The sequence below is a fragment of the Rhizobium phaseoli genome, from assembly GCF_010668805.1.
Classification (GTDB): Bacteria; Pseudomonadota; Alphaproteobacteria; order Rhizobiales; family Rhizobiaceae; genus Rhizobium; species Rhizobium phaseoli_A.
In genome coordinates this window covers 70,190-88,573 of the sequence record NZ_WUFT01000023.1, presented here as the reverse complement: position 1 = coordinate 88,573, position 18,384 = coordinate 70,190, and the positions used below count along the sequence as shown (strand labels likewise).

General features: G+C 61.8%; 18 protein-coding genes. 8 read left to right on the top strand and 10 right to left on the bottom strand.

Going from position 1 to position 18,384, the window contains the following annotated elements; translation table 11 throughout:
- Positions 1–803, top strand: an 803-nt coding sequence (locus GR197_RS27385) for an IS110 family transposase (RefSeq protein ID WP_164015312.1), incomplete at its 5' end; no start/stop codon positions are given.
- Positions 804–969: 166 nt separating this feature from the next.
- Here the strand turns inward: GR197_RS27385 and sbmA are convergent.
- The 7 genes from sbmA to GR197_RS27350 form a co-directional block, all read right to left on the bottom strand.
- Entirely contained in the window at positions 970–2,235 is a 1,266-nt protein-coding gene (gene sbmA, locus GR197_RS27380) for a peptide antibiotic transporter SbmA (protein ID WP_164015310.1), read from the bottom strand.
- Positions 2,236–2,360: 125 nt separating this feature from the next.
- On the bottom strand, positions 2,361–3,545 hold the full coding sequence (locus tag GR197_RS27375; protein WP_164015308.1) for a YbfB/YjiJ family MFS transporter: 1,185 nt from the start codon (positions 3,543–3,545) through the stop codon (positions 2,361–2,363).
- 283 nt (positions 3,546–3,828) lie between these two features.
- On the bottom strand, positions 3,829–4,587 hold the full coding sequence (map, locus tag GR197_RS27370) for a type I methionyl aminopeptidase (RefSeq protein ID WP_064840145.1): 759 nt from the start codon (positions 4,585–4,587) through the stop codon (positions 3,829–3,831).
- Positions 4,588–4,627: 40 nt separating this feature from the next.
- The gene (locus tag GR197_RS27365; protein WP_164015306.1) at positions 4,628–5,689 is read right to left on the bottom strand and encodes an LLM class flavin-dependent oxidoreductase; all 1,062 of its coding nucleotides are present in this window, start codon (positions 5,687–5,689) and stop codon (positions 4,628–4,630) included.
- A 260-nt stretch (positions 5,690–5,949) separates the two neighbouring features.
- On the bottom strand, positions 5,950–6,417 hold the full coding sequence (locus tag GR197_RS27360) for an SRPBCC family protein (RefSeq protein ID WP_164015304.1): 468 nt from the start codon (positions 6,415–6,417) through the stop codon (positions 5,950–5,952).
- A 94-nt stretch (positions 6,418–6,511) separates the two neighbouring features.
- Entirely contained in the window at positions 6,512–7,771 is a 1,260-nt protein-coding gene (locus tag GR197_RS27355) for an RNA polymerase sigma factor (protein ID WP_164015302.1), read from the bottom strand.
- Entirely contained in the window at positions 7,768–8,142 is a 375-nt protein-coding gene (locus tag GR197_RS27350; RefSeq protein ID WP_164015300.1) for a YciI family protein, read from the bottom strand. Before GR197_RS27350 ends, GR197_RS27355 begins: the two co-directional genes overlap by 4 nt.
- Before the next feature lie 203 nt (positions 8,143–8,345).
- Here GR197_RS27350 and GR197_RS27345 point away from each other — a divergent pair, with 203 nt between their 5' ends.
- Both GR197_RS27345 and GR197_RS27340 read left to right on the top strand, forming a co-directional pair.
- Positions 8,346–8,606, top strand: coding sequence for a type II toxin-antitoxin system ParD family antitoxin (locus GR197_RS27345; protein ID WP_204330419.1), 261 nt, complete (start codon positions 8,346–8,348; stop codon positions 8,604–8,606).
- Positions 8,599–8,889: a type II toxin-antitoxin system RelE/ParE family toxin gene (locus tag GR197_RS27340; RefSeq protein WP_164015297.1), complete on the top strand. Its 291-nt coding sequence runs from the start codon at positions 8,599–8,601 to the stop codon at positions 8,887–8,889. The genes GR197_RS27345 and GR197_RS27340 overlap by 8 nt, the downstream gene beginning before the upstream one ends.
- 43 nt (positions 8,890–8,932) lie before the next feature.
- Here GR197_RS27340 and glpK read toward each other — a convergent pair whose 3' ends face one another.
- Entirely contained in the window at positions 8,933–10,426 is a 1,494-nt protein-coding gene (gene glpK / locus GR197_RS27335; protein ID WP_164015295.1) for a glycerol kinase GlpK, read from the bottom strand.
- A gap of 259 nt (positions 10,427–10,685) precedes the next feature.
- Here glpK and GR197_RS27330 point away from each other — a divergent pair, with 259 nt between their 5' ends.
- From GR197_RS27330 to xdhC, 4 genes are all read left to right on the top strand, one after another.
- Positions 10,686–11,462: a 3-hydroxybutyrate dehydrogenase gene (locus GR197_RS27330; protein WP_164015293.1), complete on the top strand. Its 777-nt coding sequence runs from the start codon at positions 10,686–10,688 to the stop codon at positions 11,460–11,462.
- A 28-nt stretch (positions 11,463–11,490) separates the two neighbouring features.
- Positions 11,491–12,957 (top strand): xanthine dehydrogenase small subunit, encoded by a 1,467-nt coding sequence (gene xdhA / locus GR197_RS27325; protein WP_164015291.1) that lies wholly within the window; start codon positions 11,491–11,493, stop codon positions 12,955–12,957.
- 205 nt (positions 12,958–13,162) lie between these two features.
- Positions 13,163–15,502, top strand: a complete 2,340-nt coding sequence (gene xdhB, locus GR197_RS27320; RefSeq protein WP_164015290.1) for a xanthine dehydrogenase molybdopterin binding subunit — start codon at positions 13,163–13,165, stop codon at positions 15,500–15,502.
- A gap of 258 nt (positions 15,503–15,760) precedes the next feature.
- Positions 15,761–16,576 carry a xanthine dehydrogenase accessory protein XdhC gene (gene xdhC, locus GR197_RS27315; protein WP_164015288.1) on the top strand — a complete coding sequence of 272 codons (816 nt, stop codon included), beginning with the start codon at positions 15,761–15,763 and terminating at the stop codon, positions 16,574–16,576.
- On the opposite strand, the gene GR197_RS27310 is transcribed toward xdhC, so the two are convergent.
- A complete protein-coding gene (locus tag GR197_RS27310; RefSeq protein ID WP_164015286.1) occupies positions 16,552–16,755 on the bottom strand; it encodes a hypothetical protein in 204 nt (67 codons plus the stop codon). The genes xdhC and GR197_RS27310 overlap by 25 nt on opposite strands.
- A 101-nt stretch (positions 16,756–16,856) precedes the next feature.
- Between GR197_RS27310 and gcvA the strand changes: the two genes are divergently transcribed.
- Positions 16,857–17,753, top strand: a complete 897-nt coding sequence (gene gcvA, locus GR197_RS27305) for a transcriptional regulator GcvA (RefSeq protein ID WP_164015284.1) — start codon at positions 16,857–16,859, stop codon at positions 17,751–17,753.
- A 15-nt stretch (positions 17,754–17,768) separates the two neighbouring features.
- Here the strand turns inward: gcvA and GR197_RS27300 are convergent, their stop codons facing one another.
- Entirely contained in the window at positions 17,769–18,101 is a 333-nt protein-coding gene (locus tag GR197_RS27300) for a hypothetical protein (RefSeq protein ID WP_085738009.1), read from the bottom strand.
- Between the last annotated feature and the right edge of the window lie 283 nt (positions 18,102–18,384).

The window sequence follows — 18,384 nt, the reverse complement described above, 5'->3', positions numbered from 1 at the left end:
CCTCCAGGCCGACGATCGTCGGCCTGGAGGCGCCCGGCGGCTACGAGATGCTGGCGGTAGGTAGTCTGTCGGCAGCTGGCTTTGCGGTGGTTGTCGTCAATCCGGCGCAGGTGCGCGCCTTTGCCAACGCGCTCGGCCGCAGGGCCAAGACCGATCCGATCGATGCGGCCGTCATCGCTGCCTTCCTCGTGGCGATGAAGCCGGCGATCCGGCCGTTGCGTGATGCCGAGACGCAGACCCTGTCCGAGCTCATTGCCCGGCGGCGACAGATCGTCCAGATGACCGTTGCCGAGGAGAACCGGTTGCGGATGGCGCTGGCCAAACAGGCGCAGAAGAGCATCAAGCGCTTGCTGACGGCCTTGCGCCGCGAGCTTGAGAATCTCGATGCCGATCTCGACAGCCATATCCGCAAATCGCCGGTCTGGCAGGTGCGCCAGACGCTGCTGACCTCGGTGCCGGGTGTCGGGCCGACAACGGCGCGGACGCTGCTGGCCGAGCTGCCCGAACTCGGCAGCCTCGACCGCCGCCAGATCGCTTCACTGGCAGGGCTTGCCCCCTGGACGCGGCAATCGGGAAAATGGAAGGGCAAGAGCTTCATCGGCGGCGGGCGCGGCAAGGTGCGGGCCGTGCTGTTCATGGCCGCCCTTGTCGCCAGCCGGTACAATCCCGACCTCAAGGCCTTCCGCGACCGCCTGGTCGCTGCCGGCAAGCCCAAGATCGTCGCAACCGTCGCCACCATGCGCAAGCTGCTCACCATCCTCAACGCCATCATCAGGGACGGACGACCATGGCAAAACGCTTGACAAAGAAGACAGTCGCTCTCCCCGCTGGGGAGAAGGGACAAGCAGCGTCGTCTCAACTCCCTCTTCTCCCCAGCGGGGAGAAGGTGCCCGTAGGGCGGATGAGGGGGCCACACGGCATGCCGTCATTGAATGCCCGGCCCTTCCCCATCCAGACAAGTCCTGCGCATCAGCCGTCCGCGTGCACGACGCCCGCTTCACGCTCCAGGTAGTGCCGGTCGATATCAGGCAGCGGTTCTCCATCGATTGCCGCTTCGAAGGCCTTGAGGCGTTTGTGAATGGAGAGCAATTCGATGATCGTCGTCCAAGAGCTCACGAGATACTGGAAGGAATTGCTGACCTGACCAAAGGCAGTCGCAATCTGCTGCCAAATCCCAAGCGTGATTTTATGCGCGACAAAAGTCGGCACCAAAACAAAATAAAGAAATATTGCATCAAGTTGTCCGTACGAAAAACGCGCGAAATTGAAATAAAGATAGTGAAAATACATGCGGAAATAATTCCGCCTAACGTTCGCGAACAACCCCGCTACTGTCAGCGGCTGAGCCCTATCTTCGTGGTCTTCGCCGTAGACGAGTTCCTTGCGATAAGCAGCCTCAACACGCTGGTTGCGAAAATTCAAACCCGGCAGTTTTACCCCGACAACAGCCAGGAGGGCTGTGCCTAAAACCGACCAACCAAGTGCGAGCCAGACGAGAGAATTCGGGACTGCTCCAAGAATTGGAAGATCGGTTACGTGGTTGGATAGTGCTGACAGGATCGGCAGGAAGACGATAAGCGTCATGACTGAGCCAATGAGACTCACGCCGAGACCTTCAAGGATGTTCGCAAAGCGCATCGTGTCTTCTTGGACGCGTTGCGAGGCGCCTTCGATATGACGAAGTTTCTCCCACTTTGACATGTAGAAATTATTCATCGCCACACGCCATCTCAACACATAGTGATTGATGAGAAATGCAGACAGCACGGACACCAACACGCCCACGGTACCGATCTCTAGGAACTTCCCGATCAAATCATAGAAGTTCTCATTGGTAATACCCGGTTTTCCGGCAAGCGCATTTTGAAGAAGATCGAAGAAAGGTCCGCGCCAGACATTGATTGCCACATCCATCTGAACGCCGAAATATGTAATGAAAATAATCAGCGCCGACCCCCAGACCGACCAAATTTTCCACGGGTGATCCTCAGCGAGGATGTGCCACGCACTGCAAAACAAAGCGCAGCAAAGTATAAAGAACGCATAGAACGACAAATTGGCAGGCGCAACGAAGAACGCGGCTCCCACCGGCTGCGCCTCCTCCGCCAGCGGAGGAATACCAAGATTAGTTAAAAACCCAATGCCTACGAAGTACCAAAGGAAAACGCACGCAAGCGTCCAGACGGCCGCAGAGGTGAAAAACAGCTTCGGTCGGGGAAAGAAGGAATGAAACACGGGGAGCTTTGCTTTCCTGAACTGTGAGTCTCGGGAGTGTCATGGAACACTCATTTTGCCGGAAACTAAGGCAGTTCGAAGGAAGCAGCAATGGGTTCAGCCGATTGTTACGTAGATGTAACCGCTTACGCGATTTTCTTGATCACTGGCATCACCAGTCCCGCGCAGGCGACGAGTGCGGCTGCGGCGATCACCGTCGGGGCGGTGAAATTTCCGCTGCGTTCGGCGATCCAGCCGGCAACGATCGGCCCGACGATCTGGCCGGCACCGAAGGCGGCGGTCATCATCGCCAGGATTCGCCGCGGGCTGTCAGGCGAAAGCTTGCGGCCGATCTGCAGCCCGTAAGCCGTGATCGCCAGGAACGTCGCCCCAAACAGCGCGCCGCCGATCAGCGGTGCGGCAGAGTGCGGCAGCATCACCGTTGCGAGCACGCCGGCGGCTTCGACCAGAAGTGCTGCGACATAGACGCCGCCGAGCCCGAGCGGCCTGACCAGCGGCTTCCAGGCAAACAGCGCTACCGCCGCCGTCACCCCGGCAATGAACCAGCAGAGGAATTCGACCAGCGGGCCTGTTGCGGAAAGACGCGCGATGGTGACGAGAAAGGTCGCGGTGATGACGTAGCCGAAGCCGAACAGGCCGTAGGACAGTGTGATCAGCACCATCGGCCGGCTCCAGACGAGGGCCGGCTCTTTGCCGGTGCGCGCCGATTGCGCCGGAGCTGCAGGCAAGAGCAGGAAGACGACGACGAGGCTTGCCGCGCAATAGAGCGCTCCGCCGATCCAGTCGGCCCGCCAGCCGCCCGGGCCGTCATGAAAACCGAGGCCGATGAGAAACACCATGACCGAGGACAGCGCGATGCCCGCTCCCGGCCCGCCGAAATGCGCCGCCTGCACATGGTCGTTGCCGGCGGCAGCCCCGTGGCTGAGCACGATCGACGAGGTGAAGACCATCGCGAAGGCGCTGGCGAGGCCGGCGAGGAACCGGATGACGGCAAAGAGCGCGACGGAATCGGTGACGGCCATGGCGGCGAGTAGGATTGCGGTCGCCAGCAGTGCCGAGAGCGCCACCAGCCGCTCCCGCCCCGCCGCCCAGCCATAGGCGGCAAGCACGGCGCCGACGAGATAACCGACGAAATTCGCCGAGGCGATAAAACCTGCATCCGCCGCCGAAAGCGGCACGCCGCTCATCATGCCGGGCAGGATCGGCGTGTAGGAGAAGCGCCCGAAGCCCATGGCCGCCGCCATGGCGACGGCGCCGGCAGCGGCTGTGGAAACGAGGTTCGGCGGGGAGTGGCGGATGCGCTCGAGCATGCAGCGCTTATCGCGCCGCAGTCGCTGCACCGCAAACGAGTATTTCTGATCGATTGATCAATTCTGCGAAAGTAGGCGCAGGAGGATGGGCGCAGCCTCCAAGAGAGCCTCATCCTGAGGTGCCCCGCGAGGGCCTCGAAGGACGGGGCGGGTGCGTTGATGCTGGATGATGCAAGAAGCAACGTTGCGGCGTGCTTCGAGGCTCCGCCCTGCGGGCTGCGCACCTCAGCATGAGGGGTCTTGGAGAATGCCGCACAGAGGAAGAAAGCTCAGCAAGCCGCCCCTACGCCCGCCCATCCGGCAATGTCAGGATCACCGGCCCGTTGCGCGTGGCGACCACCGTATGTTCATATTGCACGGTCGGCGCCTTCGGATCGGCATAAAGCGTCCATGCATCGTCGCCGCCTTCGGCCCAGGTCGCGCCGAGCGATAGGAAGGGCTCGACGGTAAAGACGAGGCCATCCGTCATGACGCGTTTTTCCGAAGGGTCCGGCCAGGTCGAGAGTTCGGCCGGCTCCTCGTGCAGCGAGCGGCCGACGCCATGGCTCGCCAGATTGGCGACCAGCGTATAACGGTTCTTCTGCGCGAATGCGCCGACGGCGGTGCCGATCTTGGCAAGCGGCTCGCCGGATTTCACCTGGTTGAGCCCGACCCAGAGCGCCCGCTTGCCGTCGCGGCAAAGCCGCTCGATTTTCGGTTTGACCGGCGGCATCGCGAAGGAAGCGCCGGTATCGGCGAAGAAACCGTCCTTCTCGGCCGAGACGTCGATATTGATCAGATCGCCCGCGCGGATGACACGCGGCCCGGGAATACCGTGGGCGATTTCCTCGTTGACGCTGATGCAGGTGGCACCCGGAAACTGGTAGCAGAACTCCGGCGCTGAGCGCGCGCCCGCCTCCTCGAGCACCTTGCGACCGATGCCGTCGAGCTCCAGCGTCGTCATGCCCGGCTCCATCGCCGCCGCCATCACCTGGATAGCGTTGGCGCAGATCCGGCCGATCTCCTTGAGTTTCGCCAGTTCGTCGTCGTTTGCGATAACCATTCTGTTCCGGCCTTGCGCAGGGCGGCCACGGCCGCCTTGGTTAAGCGGTGGCTTTCGCCCCTTCACCGCTTTCAGTCAACGCCTTTCTGACGATCGGCGCGACTTTCGTCCCGTAGAGCTCGATGCCGCGCATGATCTCGGCATGCGGCATCAGGCCAATCGCCATCTGCAGCAGGAAGCGATCGTTCCGGAAAAGCGCGTGATGGGCGATGATCTTTTCGGCGACCACCTCGGGATCGCCGACGAAGAGCGCCCCGTTCGGCCCGCGCGACATGTCGAACTGCGCCCGGCTCGTCGGCCCCCAGCCACGCTCGCGGCCGATGCGGTTCATCACTTCGGCCTGCGGCCCGTAAAACTGCTCGGCGGCAGCCGCCGTCGTATCGGCGATGAAGCCGTGAACATTGATGCTGGTCTTCAGCTTCGCCTGGTCTTGCCCTGCCCGGCGCGCGGCCTCGCGATAGAGATCGAAAAGCGGCGCGAACCGGCGCGGCTCGCCGCCGATGATCGCCAGCGCCACCGGCAGGCCGAGCGCGCCGGCGCGCGCCACCGACTGCGGCGTGCCGCCAACGGCAACCCATAACGGCAGTTGATCCTGCAGTGGCCTGGGATAGACGCCGCGCCCGCGGATCGGCGCACGCAGCGCACCTTCCCAGTCGACCGTCCCGCCGTCGCGCAGGGCCAGCAGCAGATCGAGCTTCTCTTCGAAAAGCTGGTCGTAATCCTCGAGATTGTAGCCGAACAGCGGGAAGGACTCGATGAAGGAGCCCCGCCCCGCCATGATCTCGGCCCGGCCATTGGAGATGAGATCGAGCGTCGAAAACTGCTGGAAGACACGCACCGGATCATCGGAGGAAAGCACGGTGACGGCGCTGGTCAGCCGGATATTCCTGGTCTTGACCGCCGCCGCCGCAAGGGTGACGGCGGGCGCCGATGCAGCATAATCCGGCCGATGATGTTCGCCGAGCCCGAAGACGTCGAGCCCCACCTGATCGGCCAGCTCGATCTCCTCGATCAGATGCTTCAGCCGCTCGGCCCCTTCCGCGCCCTTGCTACGGGACGGATTGGGATTGACGTCGGCGAATGTATAAAGGCCCAGTTCCATTGTCGGCATCCTGTTGAATTCTGCCCGGAGATAAGGATCGCCGAGACCGAGCGCAAATACAAACTCTGGAACAGAATGTTCGAGAATTTCGATAACAACGGGATGTCTTTGGTCCTCCGTCTAGAGGCGCCGACCGAACTACCAATTCGAATCTGAATTCAACCACTTCAAGGGGCCGGCGGAATCATCCTCCAAGCCGCCTCACGCCGTACTTGAAGCGTGGGACGGCGCAGCGTTCGCCACGCCGTCCCGTCCCGCCGTCACATCTTCGCCAGCAATTCGGCCAACTGATCTGCAGCCTTGCCCCATCCTTCATGGAAGCCCATCTTCTCGTGCGTTTCCTTGTCCTCGGCGCGCCAGTGCAGGGCCTTGGCCGTGTATTTCGTGCGGCCATTGCCGAGATCTTCGAGCAGTATGACGCCGGTGAAGAAAGGTTTCTCGGCAGGCACCCAGGCGCTGGTATAGGCATCGGTGAAGACGATCTTCTCGTTCTCGACGATCTCGAGATAGACGCCGCGGTTCGGATACTGATTGCCCTCGGGATCCTGCATGACGATGACGCTGGAGCCGCCGGGGCGGACATCGAGCGTCGCTTCCGCTACGCTCCAAGGGCGCGGCACGAACCATTGTTTCATGAGATCGGGATCGGTCCATGCCTTGTAGATCTTCTCGCGCGGCGCGTCGAATTCGCGAACGAGGACGAGTTCATGTTGCGTGCTGGCGGTCATTCGGCGTCTCTCCAATTGAATGAAACCTGCTTCCAGGTTGTTGCAAGGACGTGTCGAAGTTTGCCGTTCCGACAGCGTGCCGATTTTTCCTGATTTATTTTGCGACCGGCTGCGTCGCCTCTTCCTGCATCTTGTCGATCTGCCGGCGGATGTGGGCTGCCTCAGCCGCCGAATGGGCAAGCGCAATGGCGCGGTCGAAGGCTTCGCGCGCCTGGCAGGTCAAGCCAAGCTGCTTCAGCAACCCGCCCCGTAGGCCATGATAGTAGAAATAGCCGCCGAGTTTTTCGCCGAGCGGATCAATGAGATCGAGCGCGTCCTGCGGCCCCTGCAGTTTGGAAACCACGACAGCGCGATTGAGCGTCACGACCGGGGACGGCTGGAGACGCTCCAGCGCGCGGTAGAGCAGATCGATCTCCACCCAGTCGGTATCCCCGGCAAGTTTTGCCCGGGAATGAACAGCGGCGATAGCTGCCTGCAACTGATAGGGACCGGGTTGGCGATGGCGCAGCGCCTTGTCGAGCAGGGCCAAGGCCTCGTTGATGAGGAGTTGGTTCCAGAGCCCGCGATCCTGATCTTCGAGCAACACGATTTCATCTTCGGCGCTGAAGCGCGCCGGCCGGCGCGAGATTTGCAGAAGCATCAGCGCAAGCAGTCCCATCAACTCCGGTTCGGAGGGAAAGATGTGCAGCATCAGGCGTGCCAGCCGGATCGCCTCGTCGCTGAAGGCGGCAGCCTCATGCTTCGGGTCGGCCTGGCTGTAGCCCTCGTTGAAGATGAGATAGATCATCGTGCTGACGATCGAGAGCCGCTCGGCCCTTTCCCCGGGGCTCGGCGTTTCGAAAGGCACGCCGGCCTTCGCTACCCGTGCCTTGGCCCGGGTGATGCGCTGTTCCATGGCGCTTTCCGACACCAGGAAGGCTCGTGCGATCTGCGGCACCGAAAGGCCGGAGACGATGCGCAGCGCCAGCGCGATCTGCTGGGTCGCCGGCAGATCCGGATGGCAGCAGATGAACAGCAGCCGCAGGATATCGTCGCGATAGTGGGAATCGTCCAGCCGCTCGGCGATATCGCTTTCGGCATCCTCCGTATCGGAGATGACGTCCTCATCGGGCAGCGCCTGGAGCTTCGTCCGCTTGCGCACCGCATCGATCCCGCTGTTGCGGCCGACGAAGATGAGCCAGGCAGTGGGATCGCGCGGCGGCCCTTTCTCCGGCCATGTCCGGATCGCCCTCAGGCATGCTTCCTGAAACGCCTCTTCCGCGGTATCGAGATTGCGGAAATAGCGCAGCAGTGCGCCGAGCGCCTTCGGGCGGGCCGAAGCAAGTGCAAGGTCGATCCAGGCAATATCGGTCATGATGAAGCATCCCCCGGCCTGAAGACGTAGAAAGGCCGAATTTCGTAAGAGGTGGAACCTGGATTGACCGACGAAAGCTGTTTCGAGAAGGCTATCGCCTCATCGAGCGTTTCGAAGTCGACCACATAAAAGCCGAGAAGCGCCTCTTTCGTTTCTGCAAACGGACCGTCGATGACCAAAGCCTCGTCCTTGCCCTTGCGCACCGTCGTCGCCGCCGTCGTCGGCATCAGCCGGCCGACGGGACCGAGCTTGCCGGCTGCGGCAAGCGGCTCCTGCACGGCATAGAGCTTTTCCATGACGGCAGCCTCCTCTTCCTTGCTCCAGGCGAAGACGGTTTCCTCATGGGCGTAACAAAGGATTGCATAATGCATCGGGTCACTCCTCTTTCCGAATGACGAAGGAGTAACCGCTTAGCCGACAGACCGCATCAAAAAGTTATTGATGAACTGCCGCATTGGCGCCCTGGTGGGGGCTCGGCTGAGCGGCAGCTGAAAGGCGACGAGATGCACTGACTTTGATAAAGATTGTTAGTTCTTGTTAGTCGCGCTAAAACAAGGCCATGAAAGCATCAGCGATGAAAACCCTGACCATATCCCTGTCCCCGCAGCAAATCGCGCGCCTGCACGATGCCGTGGAATCCGGCGCCTACGCTTCCAACAGTGAGGTCATCCGTGATGCGCTGCGCCTGTGGGAACAGCGGGAGGAAGTCCGGCTGATGGAAATGGGCCGCCTCAAGAAAGCCTATGACGAAGGCATGGCGAGCGGCACAGGCCGTGAAGTCGACGCAAAAACCCTTTTGGCGGAGCTGAAGGCGGAAGCCCGTTCGCGTGGCTAAGTATCTTCTTAGTCCCCGCGCCGAGGAAGATTTACGTGACATCTGGCGCTCTATCGCGCCGGAGAATGAACGGGCCGCCGACGCCCTTCTCACGCGGATTCTGGAAAAAGCGGAACTTGCCGCCGAGCATCCTCACATGGGCTCTCCCCGCCCCGCGCTCAGTCCGACAGCGCGGATTCTGATTGAAGGCCGCTATGTCGCGATCTACGAACCCATGCCTTACGGCATCTTTGTCGTCGCCGTGGAATATGGCCCCCGTGATGTCGAGAACTGGCTAAGCTGAGCCCCTTCAACGCGGTCGGGGTCTAACGAGAATTTTCTTCCCCTCACCCGTCGCTCAGCGTCCGCCTGACCGCATTCTTCCATCCCTTGAGCTTGGCCGCCCGCACTTTCTCATCCATGTCGGGCTCGAACCGCCGATCCCGTTTCCACGTCGCCGAGAAACCCTCCCTGTCCGGCCAAACCCCTGCCCGGCTGCCGGCAAGCCAGGCAGCACCCAGCGCCGTCGTCTCCAGGATCACCGGGCGGTCGACCGGCGCGTCGAGCAGGTCGGCAAGGCGCTGCATCGTCCAGTCGGAGGCGACCATGCCGCCGTCGACGCGCAGCACGGTGTCGTCGCCGCCATTCTTCCAGTCCTTCTGCATGGCATCGAGCAGATCGCGGGTCTGGTAACAGACAGCTTCGAGCGCCGCCCGCGAGAGTTCCGCCGGGCCACTGTTGCGCGTCAGCCCAAAGATCGCGCCGCGCGCCTTGGCATCCCAATGCGGTGCGCCAAGCCCGGTGAAGGCCGGGACGAGATAGACCTCCTGCGTCGGATCGGCTCGTTCGGCAAGGGCGTTGGTCTCCGCGGCGTTGCCGATAATGCGAAGCCCGTCGCGCAGCCATTGCACCGCCGCGCCGGCGATGAAGATCGAACCTTCCAATGCATAGGTCGTCTCGCCGTTCAGACGATAGGCGATTGTAGTCAGCAGCCGGTTTCTCGAACGCACCATATCGGCGCCCGTATTGAGCAGCGCGAAACAGCCGGTGCCATAGGTGGATTTCAGCATGCCCGGCTGAAAACACGCCTGGCCGATGGTGGCCGCCTGCTGGTCGCCGGCGACACCGAGGATCGGGATTGCAGCACCGAAGATCGCGGGATCGACCGTGCCGAAATCGGCGGCGCAATCCTTCACTTCAGGCAGCATGGCGACCGGCACCCTCAGAATATCGAGCAGATCCTCGTCCCAGGCGTTTTCGGCGATGTTGTACATCAGCGTACGCGAGGCGTTGGTGGCATCGGTCACGAAGCTTTTGCCGCCTGTCAGCCGCCAGATCAGGAAGGTGTCGATCGTGCCGAAGCACAGATCGCCCCTGGCGGCGCGCGCCCTGGCGCCCTTGACGTTTGCGAGCATCCAGGAAAGCTTGGTGCCGGAGAAATAAGGATCGAGGATCAGGCCGGTCTTCTTCGTGAACAGCCGCTCAAGATCCTGTCGTTTCAGATTGTCGCAATAGCTTGCCGTGCGTCGGTCCTGCCAGACGATGGCATTCTGGATCGGCCGGCCCGTCTCGCGCTCCCAGACGACGACAGTCTCGCGCTGGTTAGTAATGCCGAGCGCCGAAATATCCTTGGCGGTAATCCCCGCATCGCGCAGTGCCATATTGACGGTGGAAACGACCGAATCCCAGATTTCCTCGGGATCGTGCTCGACCCAGCCGGAACGCGGATAGATCTGGGTAAATTCCTTCTGGCCCTTGCCGGCGACATGCATGTCGCCGTCGAAGACGATCGCCCGCGTCGATGTTGTTCCCTGATCGATCGCCAGAACAAATCCACCCATGAAAATCCTCCCAATAAGGCAATTCCAGCAAAAGTGTGCAGCGGTTTGCGTCCGGAATTGCGTGAAAAAAGAGATAGAGCATTTCCGTGATTCGAAGAAAAACGGAAATGCTCTGGCATGTCGATTGTTGAGGCAAATCAATAAGACACGGACGCGGGCGAGAAAAGCGAATAAAGCGGAATTGCCAGCCCGCCGGCTTTGGGCATAACCTCTCCACAAACGTTGCAACGCAGCATCGCGCCTTTTACGGGAGAACAGCATGAGCAGAACAGTCGTCGTCACCGGTTCCACCAGCGGCATCGGCCTTGCGATCGCCACTGCATTCGCCGAAACCGGCGACAACGTCGTCATCAACGGTTTTGGAAAGGCTGATGAAATCAAGGCGATCGTCGAGCGGCTTGAATCAGTGTCTAAGGGCCGGGCGATCTATCACCCGGCCGACATGACGAAGCCCGCGGAGATCGCCGACCTGATCGAAACGGCGGCAAAGTCCTTCGGCACCGTCAATGTCCTGGTCAACAATGCCGGTATCCAGCATGTCGAGAAGATCGAGGATTTCCCGATCGAAAAATGGGACCAGATCATCGCCATCAACCTGTCGAGTTCCTTTCATACGATGCGCGCCGCAATCCCGCTGATGAAGGCGAGGAAGCATGGCCGCATCATCAACATCGCTTCGGCCCACGGGCTCGTCGCTTCCCCCTTCAAATCCGCCTATGTCGCGGCAAAACATGGTATATTAGGCCTGACGAAGACCGCAGCACTGGAGCTTGCCGAATTCGGCGTAACGGTCAACGCCATCTGCCCCGGTTACGTGCTGACGCCGCTCGTCGAGAAGCAGATACCGGATACCGCCAAGGCCCGTGGCATGACCGAGGAACAGGTAAAGAGCGAGGTCATCCTCAAGGCGCAGCCGACCCGTGAATTCGTCAAGGCCGAGGAAATCGGTGCACTTTCGCTTTACCTCGCCAGCGACGCCGCCCGCCAGGTGACCGGAACGCACATCTCGATTGACGGTGGCTGGACGGCGGCTTAACCATTTGGAAAAAACAACCGGGAATATCATGAACGACAGCATCCGCTTCATCCTGAATGGCAAGGACATCGCGCTCACCGACGTCGGGCCGACCGAGACACTTCTCGATTTTCTGCGGTTGAGGCAACGGCTGACGGGCACCAAGGAAGGATGCGCGGAAGGCGATTGCGGCGCCTGCACCGTGCTCGTCGGACGGCTCGCCGACGGCAAGCTGGCCTATGAATCGGTCAATGCCTGCATCCGTTTCTTAGGGTCGCTGCACGCCACCCATGTGGTGACGGTCGAGCATCTCGCTGGCCGGGACGGCGCACTGCATCCGGTGCAGCAAGCGCTGGTCGATTGCCACGGCTCGCAATGCGGCTTCTGCACCCCGGGCTTCGTCATGTCGCTCTATGGTCTGTGGTTGACGAAGGAAAATCCCGGCCGCCGCGAGATTGAAAAGGCCTTGCAAGGCAATCTCTGTCGCTGCACCGGCTATGAGCCGATCGTCAAGGCTGCCGAGCAGGTGAGCCTGATGCGGCCAAGCGCGCTCTTCGACCCGCTGGAGCGAACACGTTCGGAAATCGTCGCGCGGCTCTGGGCAATGCAGGCAAGCGGCACCATCAGGATTGTCAGCGGCGAAGACCGGCTGATTGTGCCCGCTTCTGTTCAAGCGCTCGCCGAGGTCCTTTCGCAGGAGCCCGACGCGATCGTCGTCGCCGGCGCGACGGATGTCGGCCTCTGGGTGACGAAGCAGATGCGACGGTTGAACCCGGTCGTCTTCATCAATCATCTGAGCGAATTGCAGTCGATTGGGGAAAGCGAGGACGGCGTCAGCATCGGCGCCGGCGTCAGCTACAGCAGGGCCTTCGCGGCGATTTCCAAGAAAATCCCGGCGCTCGGGCGGCTGATCGACCGCATCGGCGGCGAGCAGGTGCGCAACATGGGCACGATCGGCGGCAACATCGCCAACGGTTCGCCGATCGGCGACAGCCCGCCGCCGCTGATCGCCCTCGGCGCGACGCTGACGCTCCGCTCCCTGCAAGGCCAGCGCAGGATGCCGCTTGAGGATTTCTTCATCGCCTACGGCAAGCAGGATCGCAGGCCCGGCGAGTTCGTCGAAAGCATCTTCGTGCCCTATCCCAAGACAACCAGCCGCTTTGCCGCCTATAAGATCACCAAGCGCCGCGACGAGGACATCACCGCCGTGCTCGGTGCCTTCCTGCTGACGCTTGACGAGGCCGAGATGGTCACCGACATCCGCATCGCCTTCGGCGGCATGGCGGCAACACCGAAACGCGCTCGCACGGTGGAGGCCGCGCTGATCGGCAAACCCTGGACGGAAGCGACGATCGAGGCCGCCCGCCCCACCTTCGACACCGACTACCAGCCGCTGACCGACTGGCGCGCCACGGCGGAATACCGGCAATTGACGGCAAAGAACCTGCTGACGCGGTTCTACCTGGAAACGGTGGGCGCACCGGCGGAGCTGAAACGGTTCGAGGAGGTGGCGTGATGATTTGTTTCGTTGACCGGTCCTCTGCTACCACCACTTTGCCCCTCACCCTAACTCTCTCCTCGCGCGCGGGGAGAGGGGACCTGCCACACGGGAGGCGTGCGGGGGACGGAGAGGTCGCAGCATGTTCCTTCTCCCCGTCAGAACGGGGAGAAGGTGGCGGCAGCCGGATGAGGGACAGCACCGACTGCGGAGGGCTGATTTGATGGACAAGTCCACCTTCGAAAACCCCAAAGTCATCATATCGGGCCCGATGCACGGCTCGCTGCGGCATGATTCAGCACATAAGCATGTCACCGGAAGCGCCGATTATATCGATGATATTCCCGAACCCGCCGGCCTGCTGCACGGTGCGCTCGGCCTCTCCGACCGGGCGCATGCGGAAATTATAAGCATCGATCTGTCCGCCGTCGCCGCCTATCCTGGCGTCATCTGGGTTTTCACCGGCAAGGACGTGCCAGGCGTCAACGACGTCAGTTCCAACGGCAGCCATGACGAACCGCTGCTTGCCGAAACCAAGGTCGAATTTCACGGCCAGCCGATCTTTGCCGTCATCGCCGAAACGCGCGATATTGCCCGCCGGGCCGCGCGGCTGGCGAAGATCGACTATCGCGACCTGCCGCATTGGAGCGATATCGACGGCGCGCTCGCCAATGGCAGCCCGCTGGTCATCACCCCGATGACGCTCCAGCGCGGCGAGCCGGAAACGGAAATGCCGAATGCCGCCATGCGTCTGAAGGGGCAGATGCGCATCGGCGGCCAGGAGCACTTCTATCTTGAAGGCCATATTGCCGTGGCGATCCCCGGCGAGGACGACGAGGTTACCGTCTGGTCCTCGACGCAGCATCCGAGCGAGATCCAGCACATCGTCGGCCACGTGCTCGATATCCCGTCCAACGCCGTTACCGTCAACGTCCGCCGCATGGGCGGCGGTTTCGGCGGTAAGGAGACGCAGGGCAATCAGTTTGCAGCGCTTGCGGCGATTGCCGCCAAGAAGCTCGGCCGCGCCATCAAATTCCGCCCCGACCGTGACGAGGACATGAGCGCCACCGGCAAGCGCCATGATTTCCTCGTCGATTACGAGGTGGGCTTCGATGCCGAAGGCCGCATCCATGCGGTTGACGCAACTTACGCGGCGCGCTGCGGCTTCTCCTCGGATCTCTCGGGACCGGTGACCGACCGTGCTCTCTTTCATGCCGATTCCAGCTATTTCTACCCGCATGTGCATCTCCAGTCGAAACCGTTGAAGACCCACACCGTCTCCAACACCGCCTTCCGCGGTTTCGGCGGGCCGCAGGGCATGCTCGGCGCCGAGCGCTTCATCGAGGAGATCGCCTATGCTCTCGGCAAGGATCCGCTCGATATCCGCAAGCTGAATTTCTACGGCCAGCCGGGCTCCGGGCGCACGCTCACCCCCTATCACCAGGAGGTCGAGGACAACATTATCGCTCGCCTCGTCGAAGAGCTGGAGGAAACGGCCGAATACCGGGCACGCCGCAACGCCATCATCGCCTTCAACCGCGACAGCCGTTACATCAAAAAAGGCATCGCGCTGACGCCGGTCAAATTCGGCATCTCCTTCACCATGACCGCCTTCAACCAGGCCGGCGCCCTCGTCCATATCTATCAGGACGGCTCGATCCATCTGAACCACGGCGGCACCGAAATGGGCCAGGGCCTCTATACCAAGGTGGCGCAGGTGCTGGCCGACAGCTTCCAGGTCGATATCTCCAGAGTGAAGATCACCGCGACGACGACAGCCAAAGTGCCGAACACCTCGGCCACCGCCGCCTCCTCCGGCTCGGACCTGAACGGCATGGCAGCCTATGACGCCGCCCGCCAGATCAAGGAACGGCTAATAGCCTTTGCCGCCGAAAAATGGGATGTGGCGCCCTCCGACGTCGTCTTCCTGCCGAACCGTGTGCGCGTCGGCGAGAGCGAGATCCCCTTCCCCGATTTCATCAAGCAGGCCTATTTCGCCCGCGTCCAGCTGTCCGCCGCCGGCTTCTACAAGACGCCGAAGATCCACTGGGACCGCAAGGCCGGCCGCGGCACGCCCTTCTATTATTTTGCCTACGGCGCCGCCTGCACCGAGGTCTCGATCGATACGCTGACCGGCGAATATCTGATCGACCGCACCGACATCCTCCACGATGTCGGCCGCTCGCTCAACCCGGCAATCGACCTCGGCCAGGTCGAGGGCGCTTTCGTCCAAGGCTTGGGCTGGCTGACGACGGAAGAGCTCTGGTGGGACGACAAGGGCCGGCTGCGCACCCATGCTCCCTCGACCTACAAGATCCCGCTCGCCTCCGACCGGCCGAAGATCTTCAACGTGCGCCTCGCCGAATGGTCGGAAAACACTGAGGCCACCATCGGCCGCTCCAAGGCCGTCGGCGAACCACCCTTCATGCTGGCGATCTCGGTGCTGGAAGCACTGTCGATGGCGGTGGCAAGCGTGGCGGACTACAAAGTCTGCCCCAGGCTCGACGCCCCGGCCACGCCGGAACGGGTGCTCATGGCGGTGGAGAGGATGAAGCGGGTGTAGGATGGGTCCGGCTGGTTTGTTGCATGAGCAGGACTGGCGGAGTCAATGTTACCCCCCTCTGTCCTGCCGGACATCTCCCCCACAAGGGGGGAGATCGGCAAAAGGTTGGATCATCGCTCCGCATCTGCCGCGTTGGAGTAGCAGCGCTTTAGTTGTTTGGCAAAGCCGTCAATCCCATCCAATCTCCCCCCTTGTGGGGGAGATGTCCGGCAGGACAGAGGGGGGTAACACAGCCACTTACCTATCGGCCATCTCCCCATGACCGACCTCCCCACCTTCCTCACTGCCCACCCCGACAGCATCCTCGTCGACATCACCGGCACGCAAGGCTCCACCCCGCGCGAGGCGGGGACCTTCATGCTCGTCTCCCCGACCGCACTGTGGGGCACGATCGGCGGCGGGCAGTTCGAGTTCATGGCAATCGCGAATGCGCGGGAGATGCTGGATGGAACCGGCGGAGCCGCCGCCATGGACATCCCGCTCGGCCCGGAGATAGGACAGTGCTGCGGCGGGCGTACACAGTTGCGGTTTCGGCCCCTGACGCAGGCGGTGAAAAATGAGTTGGAGGCAAAACTCGCCGGCGAGATCGAGCGTCTGCCGGAGGTCTATCTCTTCGGTGCCGGCCATGTCGGCCGGGCGCTGGCTGCAGCCCTTGCGCCGCTGCCGTTGTCGGTCACAATCGTCGAAACACGGCAGGATGAGCTCGCCACCCTGCCGGCGGAAACGAAGACCCGGCTCGTGCCGATGCCCGAAGCATTGGTGAAAGATATTCCGGCCGGCGGCGCGGTTGTCATCCTGACGCATGATCATGCGCTGGACTTCCTCATCGCCCGCGAAGCGCTTGATAGGAGCGACCTTGCCTATACCGGCATGATCGGCTCGGCGACCAAGCGGGCGACTTTCGCAAGCTGGCTTTCCCGCGAAGGCGGCGGGGAGCGCGACTGGATAGAGCGGCTGACGCTGCCGATCGGCGGTTCGGCGGTCAGGGACAAGCGTCCCGAAGTGATCGCTGCGATGACCGCCGCCGAGATCCTGACGGCAGTTTCCGTCTATCGCATGCACTCGTCTTCGTAATACGGATCGCGTCCGTCGAGGAAACCGAGATCGCGTTTGACGCGGTCCGGCGTGGCGGAAAGATCCAGCCGCGGCAGACGGCAGAGCCGGTCGGCGCTGCCCGCCAGCCAGCCCGCAAGGCGGTGGAAAATCTGGAGTCGCTGTTGCGGCCGGTGCTCTTCGATAGCATGGCAGTCCATGGCATCACCTCGATAGATTGATGGTATGAGTTGCAGTTTGCCGGCAAAAATGCTGCAATTCCAATCGAACGACCGTCTGCCTGCATCAAGAGAACTTATCCATGAAACTGTCGAAACAATTTCCGCTGAATGCACTGCGCGTCTTCGAGGCCGCTGCCCGGCTCGGGAGTTTCACCAAGGCGGGCGACGAACTCGGCATGACGCAGACAGCCGTCAGCTACCAGATCAAGCTGCTGGAGGAGAATGTCGGCGAGCCGCTCTTCCTGCGGCGTCCGCGACAGATCGCGTTGACGGAAACCGGCGAGCGGCTGGCCCCAAAAGTGACCGAAGCCTTTGCCATGTTGCACGATGCGATGGCGACGGCGCGCGACAGCGTCGAAGGCACGCTGGCTATCAGCTCAACCCACACGTTCGCCTCGAAATGGTTGGCCCCGCGCCTCGGCTCGTTCCACTTGAAACATCCGGCAATCGCGGTGCGCTTTCAGGCGAGCTCGGATATCATCGATTTCGCCCGTGAGCAGATCGATGTCGGCATCCGCTGGGGCGACGGCAACTGGCCGGGGCTGACGTTGCACCGGCTGATGGGGCTGGAGTTCACGCCGATGCTGAGCCCGAAGCTGGCGGAATCGGCAGGCGGCATCAAGGAGCCGCGTGATCTGCTGAAGCTTGATCTCTTCGACGCCGGCGACATCTGGTGGAAACAATGGTTCGAGGCAGCCGGCATCACCGAGACGGACCTCGATCGCCGCCCACGCAACCAGCTCGGCTCCCAGGCGGTGGAAGCTGATGCGGCGATGTCAGGCCATGGCGTCGCCATCCTTCACCCGGCCTTCTACGCAGCCGAAATCGCGCTCGGCCGGCTCTATCAGCCCTTCGAACTGACCCGCAGCGACGGCAAGGCCTACTGGCTCGTCTATCCCGAAAACCGCCGCAACGTGCCGAAAATCAAAGCCTTCCGCAACTGGATCCTCGAAGAGATGAAGGCAGCGGGAAACTGAGGCACATGTATGGCTTCAATATCCCATCTCCGGCGCATAGAAACAGCGCGGCGTATCCTCGTTCGGAAACAGACAGAGATGATAGTCGTTGTCGCCCGATTGCATCGCCTTCGTCATCGGCAGCAGGAAGACGTGGGCATGCGTGACCAGCCGGTGGTCTCCCGGCAGCAGCGTCACTCGATATCCGCCCGGCGTCACCGCCACGCTTTTCGAAGGGATCATCTGGCAATCGCCATTATGACTGTCGCCGTTGCAACAATAGGGGTCATAACTCCACCCCGTCGGTGCGTCGTGAGCCGTCGCCAGCGACGCATACGCAATCATCACACACGTCAGAATGCTGCGCATGGGCATCTTCTCCGTCGATGAATGCGCCGCCGATGATCTAACGGTCCCTATTTTTTCCGGCGGCCTGCAAATAACTGTAATCGAGTCGTCGTAGTTTCAAGGCCTGCTGAATTAGCGTATTCCGTATTAGAGACAGATAATGCACAGCCTTCTCGGCAGCTTTTAGGCACGCGACCGTAGATCTGCGATGCGACTGCAGTCGACGGCTTCGGTAAAACGGAATCTCCTCTTCCCTCCCCGTCAAAATTTCAGCAATGTCACGAGTCGGAGGAAGACAGGGGAA